This window comes from Rhizomicrobium palustre (genome assembly GCF_011761565.1).
Taxonomy (GTDB): domain Bacteria; phylum Pseudomonadota; class Alphaproteobacteria; order Micropepsales; family Micropepsaceae; genus Rhizomicrobium; species Rhizomicrobium palustre.
On sequence record NZ_JAASRM010000001.1, the window covers coordinates 1,585,289 to 1,600,543 of the forward strand.

17 protein-coding genes are annotated in these 15,255 nt (G+C 61.0%); 3 read left to right on the forward strand and 14 right to left on the reverse strand.

Features of this window, described 5'->3' with window-relative positions; genetic code table 11:
• Positions 1-924, forward strand: a complete 924-nt coding sequence (gene hemC / locus FHS83_RS07190) for a hydroxymethylbilane synthase (protein ID WP_167082288.1) — start codon at positions 1-3, stop codon at positions 922-924.
• An 18-nt stretch (positions 925-942) separates the two neighbouring features.
• Here the strand turns inward: hemC and FHS83_RS07195 are convergent, their stop codons facing one another.
• The 13 genes from FHS83_RS07195 to FHS83_RS07255 form a co-directional block, all read right to left on the reverse strand.
• The gene (locus tag FHS83_RS07195; RefSeq protein ID WP_167085332.1) at positions 943-1,356 is read right to left on the reverse strand and encodes a helix-turn-helix domain-containing protein; all 414 of its coding nucleotides are present in this window, start codon (positions 1,354-1,356) and stop codon (positions 943-945) included.
• Positions 1,357-1,444: 88 nt separating this feature from the next.
• Positions 1,445-3,013: an apolipoprotein N-acyltransferase gene (gene lnt / locus FHS83_RS07200; RefSeq protein WP_167082290.1), complete on the reverse strand. Its 1,569-nt coding sequence runs from the start codon at positions 3,011-3,013 to the stop codon at positions 1,445-1,447.
• The gene (locus tag FHS83_RS07205; protein WP_208414274.1) at positions 3,010-3,915 is read right to left on the reverse strand and encodes a hemolysin family protein; all 906 of its coding nucleotides are present in this window, start codon (positions 3,913-3,915) and stop codon (positions 3,010-3,012) included. The genes lnt and FHS83_RS07205 overlap by 4 nt, the downstream gene beginning before the upstream one ends.
• Positions 3,912-4,376, reverse strand: a complete 465-nt coding sequence (gene ybeY / locus FHS83_RS07210; protein WP_167082292.1) for an rRNA maturation RNase YbeY — start codon at positions 4,374-4,376, stop codon at positions 3,912-3,914. The genes FHS83_RS07205 and ybeY overlap by 4 nt, the downstream gene beginning before the upstream one ends.
• On the reverse strand, positions 4,373-5,377 hold the full coding sequence (locus FHS83_RS07215; protein WP_243846195.1) for a PhoH family protein: 1,005 nt from the start codon (positions 5,375-5,377) through the stop codon (positions 4,373-4,375). The genes ybeY and FHS83_RS07215 overlap by 4 nt, the downstream gene beginning before the upstream one ends.
• Positions 5,374-6,735 (reverse strand): tRNA (N6-isopentenyl adenosine(37)-C2)-methylthiotransferase MiaB, encoded by a 1,362-nt coding sequence (gene miaB, locus FHS83_RS07220; RefSeq protein WP_167082294.1) that lies wholly within the window; start codon positions 6,733-6,735, stop codon positions 5,374-5,376. The genes FHS83_RS07215 and miaB overlap by 4 nt, the downstream gene beginning before the upstream one ends.
• Positions 6,736-6,793: 58 nt before the next feature.
• Entirely contained in the window at positions 6,794-7,618 is an 825-nt protein-coding gene (gene olsA, locus FHS83_RS07225) for a lyso-ornithine lipid O-acyltransferase (RefSeq protein ID WP_344100564.1), read from the reverse strand.
• Positions 7,619-7,620: 2 nt separating this feature from the next.
• Positions 7,621-8,031, reverse strand: a complete 411-nt coding sequence (locus tag FHS83_RS07230; RefSeq protein WP_167082298.1) for a Fur family transcriptional regulator — start codon at positions 8,029-8,031, stop codon at positions 7,621-7,623.
• A gap of 34 nt (positions 8,032-8,065) precedes the next feature.
• A complete protein-coding gene (locus FHS83_RS07235; protein WP_167082299.1) occupies positions 8,066-8,521 on the reverse strand; it encodes a GNAT family N-acetyltransferase in 456 nt (151 codons plus the stop codon).
• On the reverse strand, positions 8,518-9,192 hold the full coding sequence (gene tsaB / locus FHS83_RS07240; protein ID WP_167082301.1) for a tRNA (adenosine(37)-N6)-threonylcarbamoyltransferase complex dimerization subunit type 1 TsaB: 675 nt from the start codon (positions 9,190-9,192) through the stop codon (positions 8,518-8,520). The genes FHS83_RS07235 and tsaB overlap by 4 nt, the downstream gene beginning before the upstream one ends.
• Positions 9,185-9,769 (reverse strand): malonic semialdehyde reductase, encoded by a 585-nt coding sequence (locus FHS83_RS07245; protein ID WP_167082303.1) that lies wholly within the window; start codon positions 9,767-9,769, stop codon positions 9,185-9,187. The genes tsaB and FHS83_RS07245 overlap by 8 nt, the downstream gene beginning before the upstream one ends.
• A gap of 76 nt (positions 9,770-9,845) precedes the next feature.
• Complete coding sequence (locus FHS83_RS07250) at positions 9,846-10,406, reverse strand: NifU family protein (protein ID WP_167082305.1); 561 nt, start codon at positions 10,404-10,406, stop codon at positions 9,846-9,848.
• A 72-nt stretch (positions 10,407-10,478) separates the two neighbouring features.
• Positions 10,479-10,685: a DUF1674 domain-containing protein gene (locus FHS83_RS07255; RefSeq protein ID WP_167082307.1), complete on the reverse strand. Its 207-nt coding sequence runs from the start codon at positions 10,683-10,685 to the stop codon at positions 10,479-10,481.
• 74 nt (positions 10,686-10,759) lie between these two features.
• On the opposite strand from FHS83_RS07255, the gene htpX reads away from it, so the two are divergent.
• Together htpX and FHS83_RS07265 are read left to right on the forward strand one after the other, a co-directional pair.
• Complete coding sequence (htpX, locus tag FHS83_RS07260; RefSeq protein ID WP_167082309.1) at positions 10,760-11,686, forward strand: zinc metalloprotease HtpX; 927 nt, start codon at positions 10,760-10,762, stop codon at positions 11,684-11,686.
• Positions 11,683-12,957, forward strand: a complete 1,275-nt coding sequence (locus FHS83_RS07265) for an RsmB/NOP family class I SAM-dependent RNA methyltransferase (protein ID WP_167082311.1) — start codon at positions 11,683-11,685, stop codon at positions 12,955-12,957. Before htpX ends, FHS83_RS07265 begins: the two co-directional genes overlap by 4 nt.
• Positions 12,958-13,181: 224 nt before the next feature.
• On the opposite strand, the gene FHS83_RS07270 is transcribed toward FHS83_RS07265, so the two are convergent.
• On the reverse strand, positions 13,182-15,197 hold the full coding sequence (locus FHS83_RS07270; protein WP_167082313.1) for a coiled-coil domain-containing protein: 2,016 nt from the start codon (positions 15,195-15,197) through the stop codon (positions 13,182-13,184).
• Positions 15,198-15,255: the final 58 nt, after the last annotated feature.

Below are 15,255 nucleotides of genomic sequence, written 5' to 3' on the forward strand. Positions count from 1 at the left end.
ATGGCTGAAAGCATTCTTCGTATCGGGACCCGCGCATCGCGGCTTGCCCGGGCTCAAACCCAGATGGTCGCCGACATGATCGCCGCTTTCGGCGTCGTGACCGAGATCGTGTTGATCAAGACCACCGGCGACAAGATTTTGGACCGTCCGCTGGCCGATGCCGGCGGTAAGGGCCTGTTCGTCAAGGAATTGGAAGAGGCGCTGCTCGATCATCGCATCGATATCGCCGTCCATTCCATGAAGGACGTGCCGGTGCAGATGCCGGAGGGGCTGGGCCTGGGCGCCATCCTGCCCCGCGAGGAGCCGCAGGACGTGCTGATCAGCCCGCATGCGGCGCGCATCCAGGATTTGCCCGAGGGCGCCAAGCTCGGCACCTCGTCGGTCCGGCGCAGTGCGCAGGTGAGGCGCGCTCGCCCGGATGTAAGCCCCGTGATGTTGCGCGGCAATGTCGACACCCGGCTTTCCAAGCTCGATAGCGGCGAGATGGATGCCATTATCCTGGCCCGGGCAGGCCTGAAACGGCTGGGGCTGGGCGCACGCGCCGTAAATGCTCTGCCTACGGAGGAATGGCTGCCCTCGCTGGCGCAAGGCGCGGTGGGGATCGAGCTGCGCCTCTCAGACTCATTCGCGACCCAAGCGGTGGCGCGGCTGAATGATGAAAAAACCGAGATCGAGCTGATCTGCGAACGCGCCTTCCAAGCGGCGCTCGATGGCTCCTGCCGCACGCCCATCGCAGGGCTTGCGCGCTATGACGGCAAGACGCTCAGCTTCAGAGGCGAGGTGCTGGCCCCGGATGGCAGCGATGCGATCGCCACGCAATTCAGCATCGATATTGACATTTACGGGAAGAGTGAAGCGGCTCGCGCAGGGCGGGAAGCTGGTGAGGCGCTGAAACCGAAGGCAGCCAACTGGCTCGCCCTCTAGTCTCAAGAAGCAAGACGCTTATTCGGCGTCTTCGGGGCTGTCGTCGGCCAGGCTCTTGACGAGATCCAACACGCGCTTGCGGACCTTGGCGTCCTTGATGCGCATGAAGGCCAGCGAAAGCTGCAGACCATCGCCGCTCGACACGAATTCGAGAACCGGCTGCGAGTCACGTTCGGCAAAACCCGGCGTGGCCTGCAATTGGTCAGTGACGCTTTCATAGAAGTACTGGATCGGAACCCCGAGAATACGGGCGATTTCGAACAGGCGGCCCGCACCAATGCGGTTCACGCCCTTCTCGTACTTTTGCACCTGCTGGAACGTGAGGCCGAGCAATTCGCCCAGCCGTTCCTGACTCATGCCGATCATCATGCGGCGCAGACGAAGTCTGTTGCCTACTTGGCCGTCGATCGGATTGGCTTGTTTTTTTGGCAAGGTCTTGGACTTAACGGTTGGAGAGGAAAGAACTACGCGAGCGTTAGCATAACCGGATGCTGAGTTCACGTTGCGGAGCGGCAATGTATTATCTTGCGCGATATAGGCGCGCTGTCAAAGCGATCATCGCAATCAGCACCAGCCAAAAGAACAAATCAATCGATTGTGAGTAGGGTGTTGGCGCAAGCGGTGCGGGAAGTGGGCCATCTATAAAGCCCATTTTGCCGAGCCCCAATGACTGACGAATGCGTCCCAATGGATCGATGATTGCACTGATGCCGGTATTCGCATCCCGAACGACCGGAACGCCTTCTTCAATCGCTCTAACGCGTGCCACCAGAAGATGCTGCCGCGGCCCGGCCCAAGGCCCAAACCAGGAATCGTCGGTGACATTTACGAACCAATCCGGGCGCTTAGCGCCTTCAACTTCGCCGGGAAATAAAATCTCGTAACAGATCAGAGCGGTAACGTTGCCAGCACCTGGTAACGCCATCACGCGCGGACCCGCCCCTTTGATAAAGCCGCCTTCAATGCCGGTGAGCTTGGAAAGACCGAGGGCGGTAAGCGTTTTCTCAAAAGGGAGATATTCACCAAAAGGAACGAGATGCGATTTGTCGTAACTGTCCAAAAGTATCCCAGCCTGGCCATAGACAAAAAAGCTGTTGGCAAGCTGCATTTCGTCATTGGGCAGGAATTCGCGGCGAAGACCGCCGGTCATTAAGCCGAGTCGGCCTTCGGTGAGACGCCCGATCTGATCCAAGGCCAAAGGCTGTTCATTCAGCAGAAAAGGCGGGGCCGCTTCCGGCCAGATGATGATGGAGGGTTTGCCCGGCGCTGCACTTAAATCGAGCAAACGGCGCCAATTCCGCACGATATATTTGCGCTGATATTTCTCCGCCTGCGGAATATCCGGCTGCACCAAACGTATTGTGATTGCGGGCTTATTTTGCTCGGGCGTGACGCCAAGACGGATCGCACCACCAACAAACAGGAAAGTGAAAACAAGCGCCATCGCGCCCGCCAATCCAAAACGCGGCTTAGACGCAAAAAGCAAAGCCAAGCTGCAACCGAACAGAACGGTCAAAAGGCTGAGGCCATACACGCCAATCACACTGGCGCTTTGCAGAACCGCCAAAGAGGCTCCCCAGCCATAGCCTGCGATATTCCAAGGAAAACCCGTGAGAATATGGCCCCGCAGCCATTCGCTTAACGCATAGGCGGCACTCACGGCGAGCACGCGAGACAGGCCGGGCCGCGAGAAACGCACCGCCAGCAAAGCGGCCGCGGCGATAAAAAGGGCGAGCCCACCCGGAAAGAGCAGCGCTACAAACGGAATTTGCCAGGCATGGCTTTCTGCATCGACCAGGAAGGCATAACCGATCCAATGCAAGCCGACGAGAAATTGACCAAACCCGAACCAAAACCCAACACGGAAAGCGGCGCTGAGCTTCTTTGGCTCTGTGGCGGCGGCTTCCAGCAGGAGCACCAGCGCGGCGAAGCCGAAGAGCAGGGCGGGGAAAAAGGAAAACGGCGCAAAGCCGAGCGCGGAAAACGCACCAGCCGCCACCGCCATGCCAAAGCGGCGCCAGCCCTTGAGCGCGCGAAACCAATGGCCAGTCTTGGCCAGAAGAAAAACCACATTACGCAAAAAGGTCATGCTTGAGCCGGGTTTGCTGGCGGGCGGATTCTGAGGCGTTTGACACGGCGCGGGTCAGCTTCCAAGACCTCGAACTCCGCGCCGTTGGGATGGGCGACAATCTCGCCCCGTTGCGGCACGCGGCCCAGAAGCGACACCACCAGCCCGCCTAAAGTATCGATCTCGCCTTCGGTTTCTTCATCGAGCGGAAATTCGATGCCGGTCTCGGCGCGGAAATCTTCCAGATCGATGCGGGCATCGGCCAGGAACCCGCCGCCGGGCTGCGGGCGCGCATGCGGGGCTTCCTCATCATGCTCATCAGCGATGTCACCGACGATTTCTTCGATGATGTCTTCGATCGAGACGAGGCCGTCGGTGCCGCCATACTCATCGATGACGAGGGCGAGATGGGTGTGGGAGGTCTGCATCTTCAAGAGCAGGTCCACCACCGGCATAGAGGGCGGCGCGAAGAGGATGTCGCGCTTGATCTGGGCAATGGGCCGCTCGCGCAGGCGGAAACTGTCTTCGCCATTGCTCTCAAAGAGCTCAAGCACGCTTTTCAAATGCACAAGCCCGATGGGATCATCGAGACTCTCGCGATAGACCGGCAGGCGCGAATGCTGGGCTTCGCGAAACAGCTCCACAAGCTCGGTAAGCGTGGTCTTTTCTTCCACCGCCACGATATCGGCGCGCGGCACCATCACATCTTTGACCCGAAGCTCACCGAATTTGAGCAGGTTGGCGAGCATGGTGCGCTCTGGCGCGGACAGATCGGGCGATTGCCGCTCGCTTTCCTCGATCACCTCTTCGAGGCTTTCGCGCATCTGCGCTGCCGCATCATCTCCGCGCAACAGATGCGCCAAGCGTTTCAAGAGAGAAGGCGATTTTTCCGATGATGGGTCTGGGTCAGACGCGCCGCTCATTTCTTTGTCCCATAAAGCTCGGCGTCATAAGGATTGGCGATTTTCATGGTCTGTAAAATGCGCACTTCCATCGGTTCCATCTTGCGGGCCTGACGTTCGGTGACGTGATCGTAGCCAAGCAAATGCAACACGCCATGCACAGTTAAGTGCGTGGTGTGGTCGAGCAGCGTTTTCTTGGACTCTTTAGCCTCACGCGCGGTGACGCCATAGGCAATCGCGATATCGCCGAGATAGTCCTCTACCCCCGCCGGGAAGGAGAGCACATTTGTGGGCTTGTCCTTGCCGCGAAATTGGGCGTTCAGCTTCTGCACCTTTTTGTCGGTCGTCAGCATCAGGGTAAGCTCGCTCGCCTCCTCAGCCCCAGCTTCCGCAAGCGCCGCCTTGACTGCACGTTTGACCCGCGCCGTGAGCCCTTTGAGCTTGCGCCAGCGGGCATCTTCGATGACGAGCGTGATGCTCAATCTTCGTCCTCTTCAGGCTTATGTTCAGACTTATGCTTCTTGGCGTTCGCCGCCCTATCCGCCGCATTATAAGCGGTGACGATGCGCGTGACGAGGGCATGGCGTACGACATCTTTGTCGGCAAATTGTGCCACCGCGACACCTTCCACGCCTTTGAGAATGGAAAGCGCCTGATTGAGCCCTTCGGCGCGCCCGCCGGGCAAATCGCTCTGGCTGGCATCGCCCGTCACCACCATGCGCGAATCCTCGCCCAAACGGGTGAGAAACATCTTCATTTGCGGCGCGGTGGTGTTCTGCGCCTCATCGAGAATGACAAAGGCTCTGGAAAGGGTACGCCCGCGCATGAAGGCGAGGGGAGCGACCTCGATAATGCCCTGCTCCATCATCTTGAGCGCTGGCTCGCCGATCACATCCATCAGCGCGTCATAAAGCGGACGCAGATAGGGATCGATCTTCTCTTTCAGATCGCCGGGCAGAAAACCGAGCCGCTCGCCCGCTTCCAAGGCCGGGCGCGACAGGATCAACCGCTCCACACGCCGCTCATAGAGAAGATGGGCGCCGAAAGCGGCGGCGAGATAGGTTTTGCCGGTGCCCGCAGGACCAATGCCGAACACCAGAGGATGGGTGCGCATCAAATCGAGATAGGCCGCTTGCGCCGGAGAGCGGGCGCGCAAATTCTTGCCCGACCAGGTGCGCAGCATGGGCGAGCCGGTATGGGCTGAAACCTTGTCGTCGGTCTCATTGGCGAAACGGATTTCGGAATCGATCTCGGCAGCGGAGATGTGCTCGCCTGCTTCCAGCCGCGCATACAGCGCGCGCAGCACGGCGGAGGCCGCATCGCGTCCATCGCCTTCGATCGACATGAGATTGCCGCGCAGATCGACCTTTACGCCGAGCTTCTGCTCCAGCCGCGCCAAATGCTTTCCATGTGGCCCGGAGAGTTCCGAGACAAGCGCGTTGTTGGGAAATTCCAACGTCAGCTTCAAGCGCTTCGTATTCAATCCGCGAGAGCCTTTTCCGATTGGGCCTGATGCACAAGAACGCCCCTCAGGCTGTTTGTCATCGCCTCTTCGATGCGCACCTCGACGATCTTGCCGATATGGCCGACCGCGCCTTCCGCAAAGACCGGCTGCAGATAGGGCGAACGGCCGATCGCCTGACCTTCCTTGCGGCCCGGGTTTTCGAACAGCACCTTCACAGTGCGCCCGACCATGGCGACATTGAAATCCGTCTGCTGCGCGGTGAGCAAAGCCTGCAAACGCTGCAGCCTTTCGTCCTTCACCTCTTCAGGCACTTGCGTGGTCAGCGCGGCGGCGGGCGTGCCGGGGCGCGGGGAGTATTTGAAGGAATAGGCCTGGGCGTAGCCAACGGTTTTGACCAGGGCCAGCGTATCCTCGAAATCCTTGTCGCTCTCGCCCGGGAAGCCGACGATGAAATCGCCCGACATCGCCATATCGGGACGCGCAGCGCGGATGCGATCGATGAGGCGCAAGTAATCGGCGGCAGTATGACCGCGATTCATAGCCTGAAGAATGCGATCGGAGCCCGCCTGCACCGGCAGATGCAGATACGGCATCAGCATCTCAAGATCCTTATGCGCGGTGATGAGATCCTCACCCATATCGCGCGGATGGCTCGTCACATAGCGCAGGCGATCCAGCCCCGGCACATCGGCGAGGGCATAGAGAAGCTTCGCCAGCGACCAGGGCTCGCCATCAAGGCCCTTGCCGTTGAAGGCATTGACGTTCTGGCCGAGCAGGGTGAGCTCGCGCACATCGCTGTCGCAAAGCCCTTTGGCTTCGGCCAAAATCTGTTCCACCGGACGGGAGAATTCGGCGCCACGCGTATAGGGGACGACGCAGAAGGTGCAGAACTTATCGCAGCCTTCCTGAACGGTCAGAAACGCGGTGGGGCCTTCCGCGCTCTTATGCGCGGGCAGGCTGTCGAATTTATCTTCCGCCGGAAAATCGGTTTCCAGCTCATGGCCGGTGCCGCGGCTGATCTTGGCGATCATCTCGGGCAGGCGCTGATAGCTTTGCGGCCCAACCACAATGTCCACCGCCGGCTGGCGCGAAATGATCTCCTGGCCTTCGGCTTGGGCGACACAGCCCGCCACCGCGAGGATCATGCGGGTGCCTTCTTGCGCCTTGGCCGTCTTGATCTGCTTCAGCTTGCCAAGCTCGGAATAGACCTTCTCCGCCGCCTTCTCGCGAATGTGGCAGGTGTTGAGGATCACCATATCCGCCTCATCCGCCGTTTCGGCAGGGGCGTAGCCGATGGGCGCCAACAGCTCCGCCATACGGGCGGAGTCGTAGACATTCATCTGGCAACCATAGGTTTTAATGAAAAGCCGTTTCATAGGCCAAGCTTATGGGCGATAGGCGAAGCGATGACAAGAAACAGCGCGCGGGGAGCTGCTATTCTGCGGCCTGAACCAGTGGCTGGACCATCCCCCATTCGCCGCGCAGGGCTTTAATCTGGCCCTCACGGATGGTGCTTTCGGCCTGCGCTGCCAATTGCTTGCGGCCACATTCCGGGCTTACCCGCAGGGGTTTGTGGAACTCCACCACCACATCCAGGGGGCCGGTCTTGAACGCCTCCAGCACATGCTCCACCAGCTCCATATCGCCATACCAGGCAAAGAAAGGCCGGTTTTCCCGCCCCAAGGGAATGCCGTAATAGCCGACATAGCTGATCGAGACCGGCTGCACCGGCACATATTCGACATGGCCGTCCCTGCCGATATCGGATTCCACCGAACCCATCAGCGCGCTCTTGAAAGGCAGGACGTGATTGCCGTCGCTGGTGGTGCCTTCCGGGAAAAGCACCAGCGTATCGCCGTCTTTCAGGCGCTGGCGGATCTGTTCGGCCGATTTGACCGCCTCGGCGCGCTTGGAACGGTCGACAAAAACCGAGCGCTGCAGCTTGGACATTAGCCCGAAGAGCGGCCAGCTCGATACTTCCGATTTGGCCACGAAAGAGACGGGCAGCGTCGCGCTCATCACCAGGATATCGAAATAGCTGGTGTGATTGGCGACGATGAGAACGCCTTGGCCGCGCACCGGCTCGCCACGCACATGAATCTTGATACCAAAGAGGCGGCACAAGAAGCGATGATAGGCATGCGGATAGGTGCGCTGAAGCGGCAACCTCAACTTAATCGCGAGCCACTGGATGGGCGCGCTGAGGAGCGTCAGGCCCAAAAACAACACGGCCAATACCCACGCCCTCAGCGACTGCATGTTCAGCGAGGCTTCTTGGGGACGCCATAGAGTTCGAGGCGGTGATCCACCAACTCGAAACCCAGCTCTTCCGCGATACGGCGCTGCAACTTCTCGATTTCTTCATTGCGGAATTCGATCACGCTGCCCGACTGTACGTCGATCAGATGGTCGTGGTGCGATTCCGGCATCTCCTCGTAGCGCGAGCGTCCATCACGGAAATCATGCCGCTCCAGAATACCCGCATCCTCGAACAGCTTAACCGTGCGGTACACGGTGGCGATCGAGATATGCGGATCCAGCGCTGAAGCGCGCCGGTAGAGCTCTTCCGCGTCAGGATGGTCGGCGGCATCCGAGAGCACCCGCGCGATGATGCGGCGCTGCTCTGTCATTCGCAGCCCCTTATCAACGCAGAGTTTTTCGATCCGCGTCATGTTCAAACCCCTGCCTTCGTTCAATGCTGCGACTCTAACCAAGTTGCAGGCGATTGCCCACCCGGAGAGCGTGAATTTCCACACGCATCATAAGGGCATCTCCAGTACGCCCATCGGCGTGCCGGTAGTATGCTTTGCGTCGCCCAACTTCCAGGAACCCATACTTCCGGTAGAGGCCAATTGCTTGAAAGTTCAAGCTTTCAACCTCTAGAAGCATATGGGACGCGCCTTTTTCTTGAGCCAATTCCAACGCCTTTGCAAGCAACTCGCAGGCGATCCCGCGTCGCCGCGCCGCAGGGGTGACTCCGAGGGTCAACACCTCTGATTGATCCGCAACCACTTGTAAAAGAAGGAATCCTGCCGCCGCTTCGTCGATCAGCGCGAAGGTGCCCGGCACGGCTAAGAGGTCGGCGAAGCTTTTTTCGCTCCATACCTCTTCGAAACATTGCGCGTGCAAGCGCGACAGAAGTGCCGTGTCGGTCGTGATCATGTGGGCTTCAACACGCCACAGAGCGGACCAGGAAGACCGCCCGGCAATTTGGCATCGGGCGCGCGCAAATAGAGCGGGCGCGGCGCGATTGTTGGGGTCACTTGCAATTGGGCAAGCCGTGCGACCCATGTCGCGTCCGGCGCAGTGATGGTGGTGAGTGTATCGCCCTCACGCGCAAAACGCGGGGCGGCGGTTCCGGCCAGAGCCATGGGACCCAGGGGCGCAAGAATTTCAGCCGCATCCGCAAGGCTTAAAAGGGCTGGCGGAAAATCACTACCTTGCAACGCGAGATAGACTTCACCGCGCTTGGCATCATGCACCGCCGCACCAAGCATGAGATTGTTTTCGACACGCGCTTGCTCGGCCATCGCCGCAAGGCTGGTAATGCCGTGCAGCGGTTTTGCAAGCGCCACGCGCAAGCCCCGCATGAAAGCAAGACCCACACGCTGGCCCGTAAAGCTGCCCGGGCCGGTGGTGACAGCGAGGCGATCGATCTCAGAGAAAGAAAGCCCAGCCTCGCGCATCACCGCTTCGACCATGGGCGCGAGCGCTTCGGCATGGCCGCGCTCCATGGCGACGTTCTGGCGCGCTACAACATTTTGACCGCGCAACAGCGCGGCGGAGCAGGCGCCAAAACAGGTATCAGCAGCGAGGATCAGCGGCTCAGACAATCGTGCAGGCCTCATCAAAGGAAAGCCGTGGCGCGCGGGCGTGAAGCTTTGCGGCATCGCCATAGCCGACATTGCAGAGGAAATTCGATTTCACGCCCGTGCCGGCGAAGAATTCCGCATCGACGCCTTCATTGCTGAATCCGGACATGGGCCCGCAATCGAGTCCGAGCGCCCGCGCCGCGATGATGAAATAGGCGCCCTGCAGCGAACCGTTGCGGAAGGCGGTGATTTCATTTTCCGCAGTATTGGTGAGCGTTTCGCCCAGGGTCGGATTATGCGGCGTGAGCTTGCCCATCTTTTTGGGAAATTCGGTGTCGTAGCCCAGGATCGCGGTGGCAGGCGCGGTGACAGTCTTTTCGACATTGCCCGGGGCCAAATGCGGCACCAGACGCGCCTTGGCTTCCGGCGAAGTGACAAAGACAATGCGCAAAGGATTGGAATTCAGCGCCGTCGGGCCGAAGCGCAACAGATCGTAAATCGCCATCAACAGCGCAGGCGACACCGGCTTATCCAGCCAGGCGCGATGGCTGCGGGCGGTACGAAAAATTCTATCCAACGCTTCGTCATTAATGGCCATGGCCCAAATCCCTTCCCATCCGGCGAACCAGCCGGTGGCCGGACCATCGCAGAATTTGCCGACAGCGAAAACCGGCTTAAACCGCCTCGACCGCGCTGACTTCGGGGACGTAATGGCGCAAGAGATTCTCGATGCCATTGCGAAGGGTCATGGTGGCGGACGGACAGCCCGCGCAAGAGCCGCGCATGTGCAAATACACGATGCCCGAAGCTTCATCGAAGCCGTGATAGACGATATCGCCGCCATCCTGTGCCACAGCGGGACGCACGCGAGTCTCAATCAGATCCTTGATCTGCGCGACGATCTCACTGTCCTCCTCGCTTGCGGCGTGCGGCAGCTCTTTTTCCTCGGAGCTTTCGATCAAGGGTAGGCCGCGGGTGAAATGCTCCATGATGGCGCCGAGAATGGCGGGCTTCAGATGTTTCCAATCGCCATCGGCTTTGGTCACCGAGATGAAATCAGCTCCGAAGAAGACGCGGGCGACATCGGGAACCTCGAACAGGGCTCGCGCCAGAGGCGAGCGTTCCGCAGCTTCGCGGCCGTCGAAATCGGCGACCTTGCCTTCGCCCATGACGGTGACGCCGGGCAGAAATTTGAGCGTGGCCGGGTTCGGCGTCGATTCAGTCTGGATGAACATGGCGTGATGGCCCTCTGTTGCCTTCCCTAAATGGACCCGCAAAGGCCCCCATTCAAGAGCGGGAAAACCCTCTTAAAAGTCGGATATTATTCCCTTTTTCTCCCAATCGCCGAAGCGGGTGGGTTCGGGACCGTTACGGCCGCCACGTTCGGGCGGCAGGGCGGGCGCGGCTTCGGCCTGTTTGCGGCGGGCTTCTACTTCGGCGAGGGCGCGGGCGGCGGCTTCGGCGATGCGCTGCTGAATTACCGCTTCCGGGGTAGGTTTGGGCGTATTTGCCATTTTATTTCCGTAGCTTGACGGGTCATAAATCGATCTTACATCACTTCTGCAGCTTAAGGCTTGGACCAAAACACGTGAATACTCTGCGTACCGGCATTCTCATGGCGGCCATGACCGGGCTTTTTGTCGGGGTTGGCGCCCTTTTGGGCGGCCCGACGGGCATGATGATGGCGTTCATTTTCGCGGTCGGCACCAATGCCTTCGCCTATTGGAATTCGGACAAGGTGGTCTTGCGCATGTATGGCGCCCAGGAGGTGGATGAAAACACCGCTCCCCGGCTCTATGGCATGGTGCGCGATCTTTCCAAGGCGGCGGGCCTGCCCATGCCGCGCGTCTGCATCGTGGAAAATGACCAGCCCAACGCCTTTGCCACGGGACGCGACCCCGAACATGCCGCCGTCTGCGCCACCACGGGCCTTCTCAACCGAGTCAATGACCAGGAGCTGGCAGGCGTACTCGCCCATGAGCTGGGCCATGTGAAGAACCGCGATACCCTGACCATGACCATCACCGCGACCATTGCGGGCGCCATCTCGATGCTGGCCAATTTCGCGATGTTCTTCGGCGGCGGCGAGCGGCGCAATAATGGCCTCGGGATTGCGGGCGTGCTGCTCGTCTCCATCCTCGCCCCCATCGCGGCCATGCTGGTGCAGGCCACCATCAGCCGCACGCGCGAATTCGAAGCCGATAAGGCGGGCGCGGAAATCTCCCGCCATCCCTTGTGGCTGGCTTCCGCCCTGTCGCGCATCGAGCATGCCGCCCAGGTGACCCATAATCCCGAAGCTCAGGCCAATCCGGCGACGGCCCATATGTTCATCATCAACCCGCTTGCGGGCGGTGGCTTGGCCGGGCTTTTCGCCACCCATCCGCCGACGGAGCAGCGCATCGCTCGCCTGCGCGCATTGGCGAACACGATGGGTGAGCAGGAGAACCCGATCAGCAGCGTGCCCAAGGCCGGGCCCTGGAGCCAGCCGCAAGTGACCAAAGGTCCGTGGGGATGAGCTCTGCCGGTTTGCCTGCCCGAAAAGCTGCTCTTTCCATTCTGACCGAAGTCTTGCGTAAGCGCCGTCCCCTGGATGTGGCGCTTGCTGCCACAGAGGGGCTTGAGGCCCGCGATGCCGGTTTTGCCCGCGCCATTGCGAGCGAGACCTTGCGGCGCCTGGGTCAGCTTGAAGCCCTGATCCGTGAATTCGTGCCCAAGCCGCCCGCGCGTAACCGCGCCGGGCCTGCGCCGGAAATTCTTCTGGCGGGCGCATGTGAGTTGTTGTTCCTGGATGTGCCTGCTCATGCCGCGGTGGATGGCGCCAATCGTCTGGCGCAAGCCGACCGCAATGCGGTGCATTTCAAGCCGTTGATCAATGCGGTGCTGCGAAGGGTGAGCCGCGACGGCAAGGCGGTGATCGAAGCGCAAAACGCGGCCGAACTGAATACGCCCGATTGGCTCTTTATGCGCTGGGCCGACACCTATGGCGAAGAGGTCGCGCGCGCCATTGCCGATGCCCATCAAGGCGTGCCGCCGCTCGATATCGTGTCGAAGGGCGGCGCGATCGAGGGCGCGGAAAATCTTTTCGGCAATGTCTGGCGTTTTGCCGAGCCGCAACGCGTCGATGCGCTGGCGGGCTATGAAGAAGGCCTCTTCTGGGTGCAGGACGCCGCCGCCACACTGCCGCCGCTGCTGCTTGGCGATGTGAAGGGGCAGAAGGTGATCGATCTTTGCGCCGCGCCGGGTGGGAAAACAGCGCAGCTCGCCGCCGCGGGCGCGATCGTGACCGCCGTGGAACGCGAAGAGGCGCGCATGGCGCAGCTTTTCGAAAATCTCGCGCGGCTAAAATTAGAGGCCGAAACCGTGGTGGGGGACGCGCGCGATTGGCGGCCGAAAGAGCCAGTGCCTTTTGTGCTGCTCGATGCGCCGTGCAGCGCCACCGGCACCATTCGCCGCCATCCCGAACTTCCCTGGATCAAAAGCGCCAGCGATGTGACGCTGTGTTCGCAAGCGGCGGGCGATATTCTCGACAGTGCTGGCGAGATGGTAGCGCCGGGCGGGCTGTTGGTGTTTGCAACATGTTCGCTGGAACGCGAAGAAGGCAGCGAACAGATCGATGCCTTCCTGGAACGCAATGGGGATTTCACGCGCGAAGCGGTGAAGCCGGAAGAAATCTTCGGCCATCACGAGCTTATCGATGCCAATGGCGATCTCAGGACGCTGCCCTGCCATCTGAAAGACAAAGGCGGCATGGACGGATTCTTCGCAGCAAGACTGCGGAAGAAGTAGGACGTGCTTCCGCCTTCGCTAAAGCTACGGCGGACAAGTCGAAACTCACCGCAAAATTGTCATCCCGGGCGATCAGGCCCTGCGCAGCAGGGGCTGAGAGACCCGGGACCCACTTCAACACCGTCCAGATTTCCAAGTAGATCCCGGATCGCGCCCATCTGCGAAACGTAGAGATCTTCGCGGGCGCGTCCGGGATGACAGGTAGGGAGAGGTGAAAAATCACCTCACAGCCTTCCCAGCGCGTAGGCCACTGTCAGATAGATTTTGCCGGTATCGGCGGAGAGGATGGTGGGGGCCAAAAGACCGCCGCCATCGCCTTCCTTGGCACGGGCGAGCAGGGCTTCGAATTCCTGCATATAGGCGTTGGCGCTGTCGCGGAAACGCGCGTTCTCGCGATAAAGATCGGCGATGCGATGCACCATGTCGTCATCGATGGTGGAGGCAAGCTTGCGCGCGAAGACGGCGCGATCGCCAGAAAGATAGCGGCGCCACTCTTCCTCATGCGGCTCGGCATCGGCAGAGACCGCATCAAGATCGATGGCGAGATCGTTCAGCGCGGCCTGTAGCGCCCCCAGCGCGGCAGCGGCGCCGGGGCGAAGGTCTTTGCGCGGCGCATCGCGATCTTCGGCAGCGGCGGCGAGCAGGGTCGACATCTGCCACTTCTCGCCTTCCTTGGGCTTTTTCTTGGAGCCGGTGGTGAGCTTGCGCGCCAGCCCGCGCAGGCCTTCATCCGCAGGCTCTGCCGGTTCTTCGGGCCGGGTCTCGCGCGGGGTGGGGCGGGCGGTGGTGCGGGCGTGGATGGTGGAGAGGGTGCGCGCGGAAAGATCGAGGATTTCCTCGGTTTCGCTCCGCACCATCTGACGGACACGCTGCGCTTCTTCCTGCGCGATGGCAGGAAGCTTGGAGATATGACGCTCGAACTCCTCCACCGCCTTGTTCATGGCGGCGTGAATCTCCTTGGTTTCCTGGGTGAGCTTGGCGGCGGTGCGCAAGAGCCGGTCGCATTCGCCCATAGCCTCGCCGACCAGCGACTTGGCATCGGCCTTGGCTTGGCCCGTGGTTTCGCCAATCAAGGTCTGGGCGCTGACGCCCGCATCCTGCATGGTCACAACCAGGGCCGCCATAGTCTCATGCGCGTGTTCGGCGGTCACCTTGAGCCGGTCTGTTTCCTTGGCAAAGCTCTGCGCCAGATGAGCGGTGCGCTGGGTGGCATTCGACATGAGATGCTCAAAACCGCGATCGGTATCCTGGCTCAAGGTCTCGAACTTCTTTGCCTCTGCCGCGAAGGCGGTGATGGTCTGTTCCAGCGTCGTCTTTTGGGCCGAGAGGGCAGCTTCAAAGGCGGTGGAATCCTCTTTGAGACGGCCCATCAGCTCGTTCATCGCGGCGCGGTGGCGCTCCTGGCGGCCAAGCACGAATTCGGCCCGCGCCATGGCGGCATCGGCCACCGATTCAATCCGCTTGGCCTGCTTGTCGAGTTCGACCGCGGCGGCATGGGGCGCATCGGCGGCGGTGGAGGCGGCTTGGCGGAAGTTGGCCGCTTGGCCTTCCAGGCTCTGGCCCGCGGCTTTGAGCGAACCTTCCGCAGCCTCGATCATGGATTTGAGCTGGGCAGTGCGGCCGGCCACGGTTTCCCCGGCGCGGGTCGCGGCATCGGCAAGCGTGACGGCGACGCCTTCGATACGCTCGCGCTCCTGGGTCAAGCGGGTGGCCAAAGCTTCGCCCCGCACATCCACGCGGGCCCCTGCTTCATCGAGGGCGGAAATCTGGTTCTCGAGCACGGTTTCGAGCGCCCGCAAGCGATTGAAGGCGCCATCCAGCCCGGCATTGAGGCCATCAAGCTCACGACGGACCGCGCGGCCCAGGCGGGCGGCGGTGCGGGCGGCAGTCTCGTCTGCCGTGAAGAGGCGGTTGGTGACCTCGGCAAGCTCATCGGCGGCGCGCGACATTGCCATGCCCCGGGCCAAGGACCAGGCCAGCACGATGAAAAGGGCAGGCGGCACCACCGTCACCACCGTGTAAATCGCCGCCATCGGCAGATCGAGCGCGACAAAGCCATTGGTGCGGACAAGGCCAAGAAAATAGGCTCCGGCGCCGCCAACCCAGAACCCTGCCAAAACGCCAGCCGCAATCTGCCCGATACGCGCCCCGGTATCGGATTTCGGCTTTGCGCGCGGCCGCTCCAGCATGGGCTCTTCGACCGGTTCGGAGGCGGGAGAAATGAGAGTCGGCGGGACCATAACGACCTCTTTTGTCGGGAGCCGGACGAGTTTAACCATAGGGCCCAATGGGCGCGAT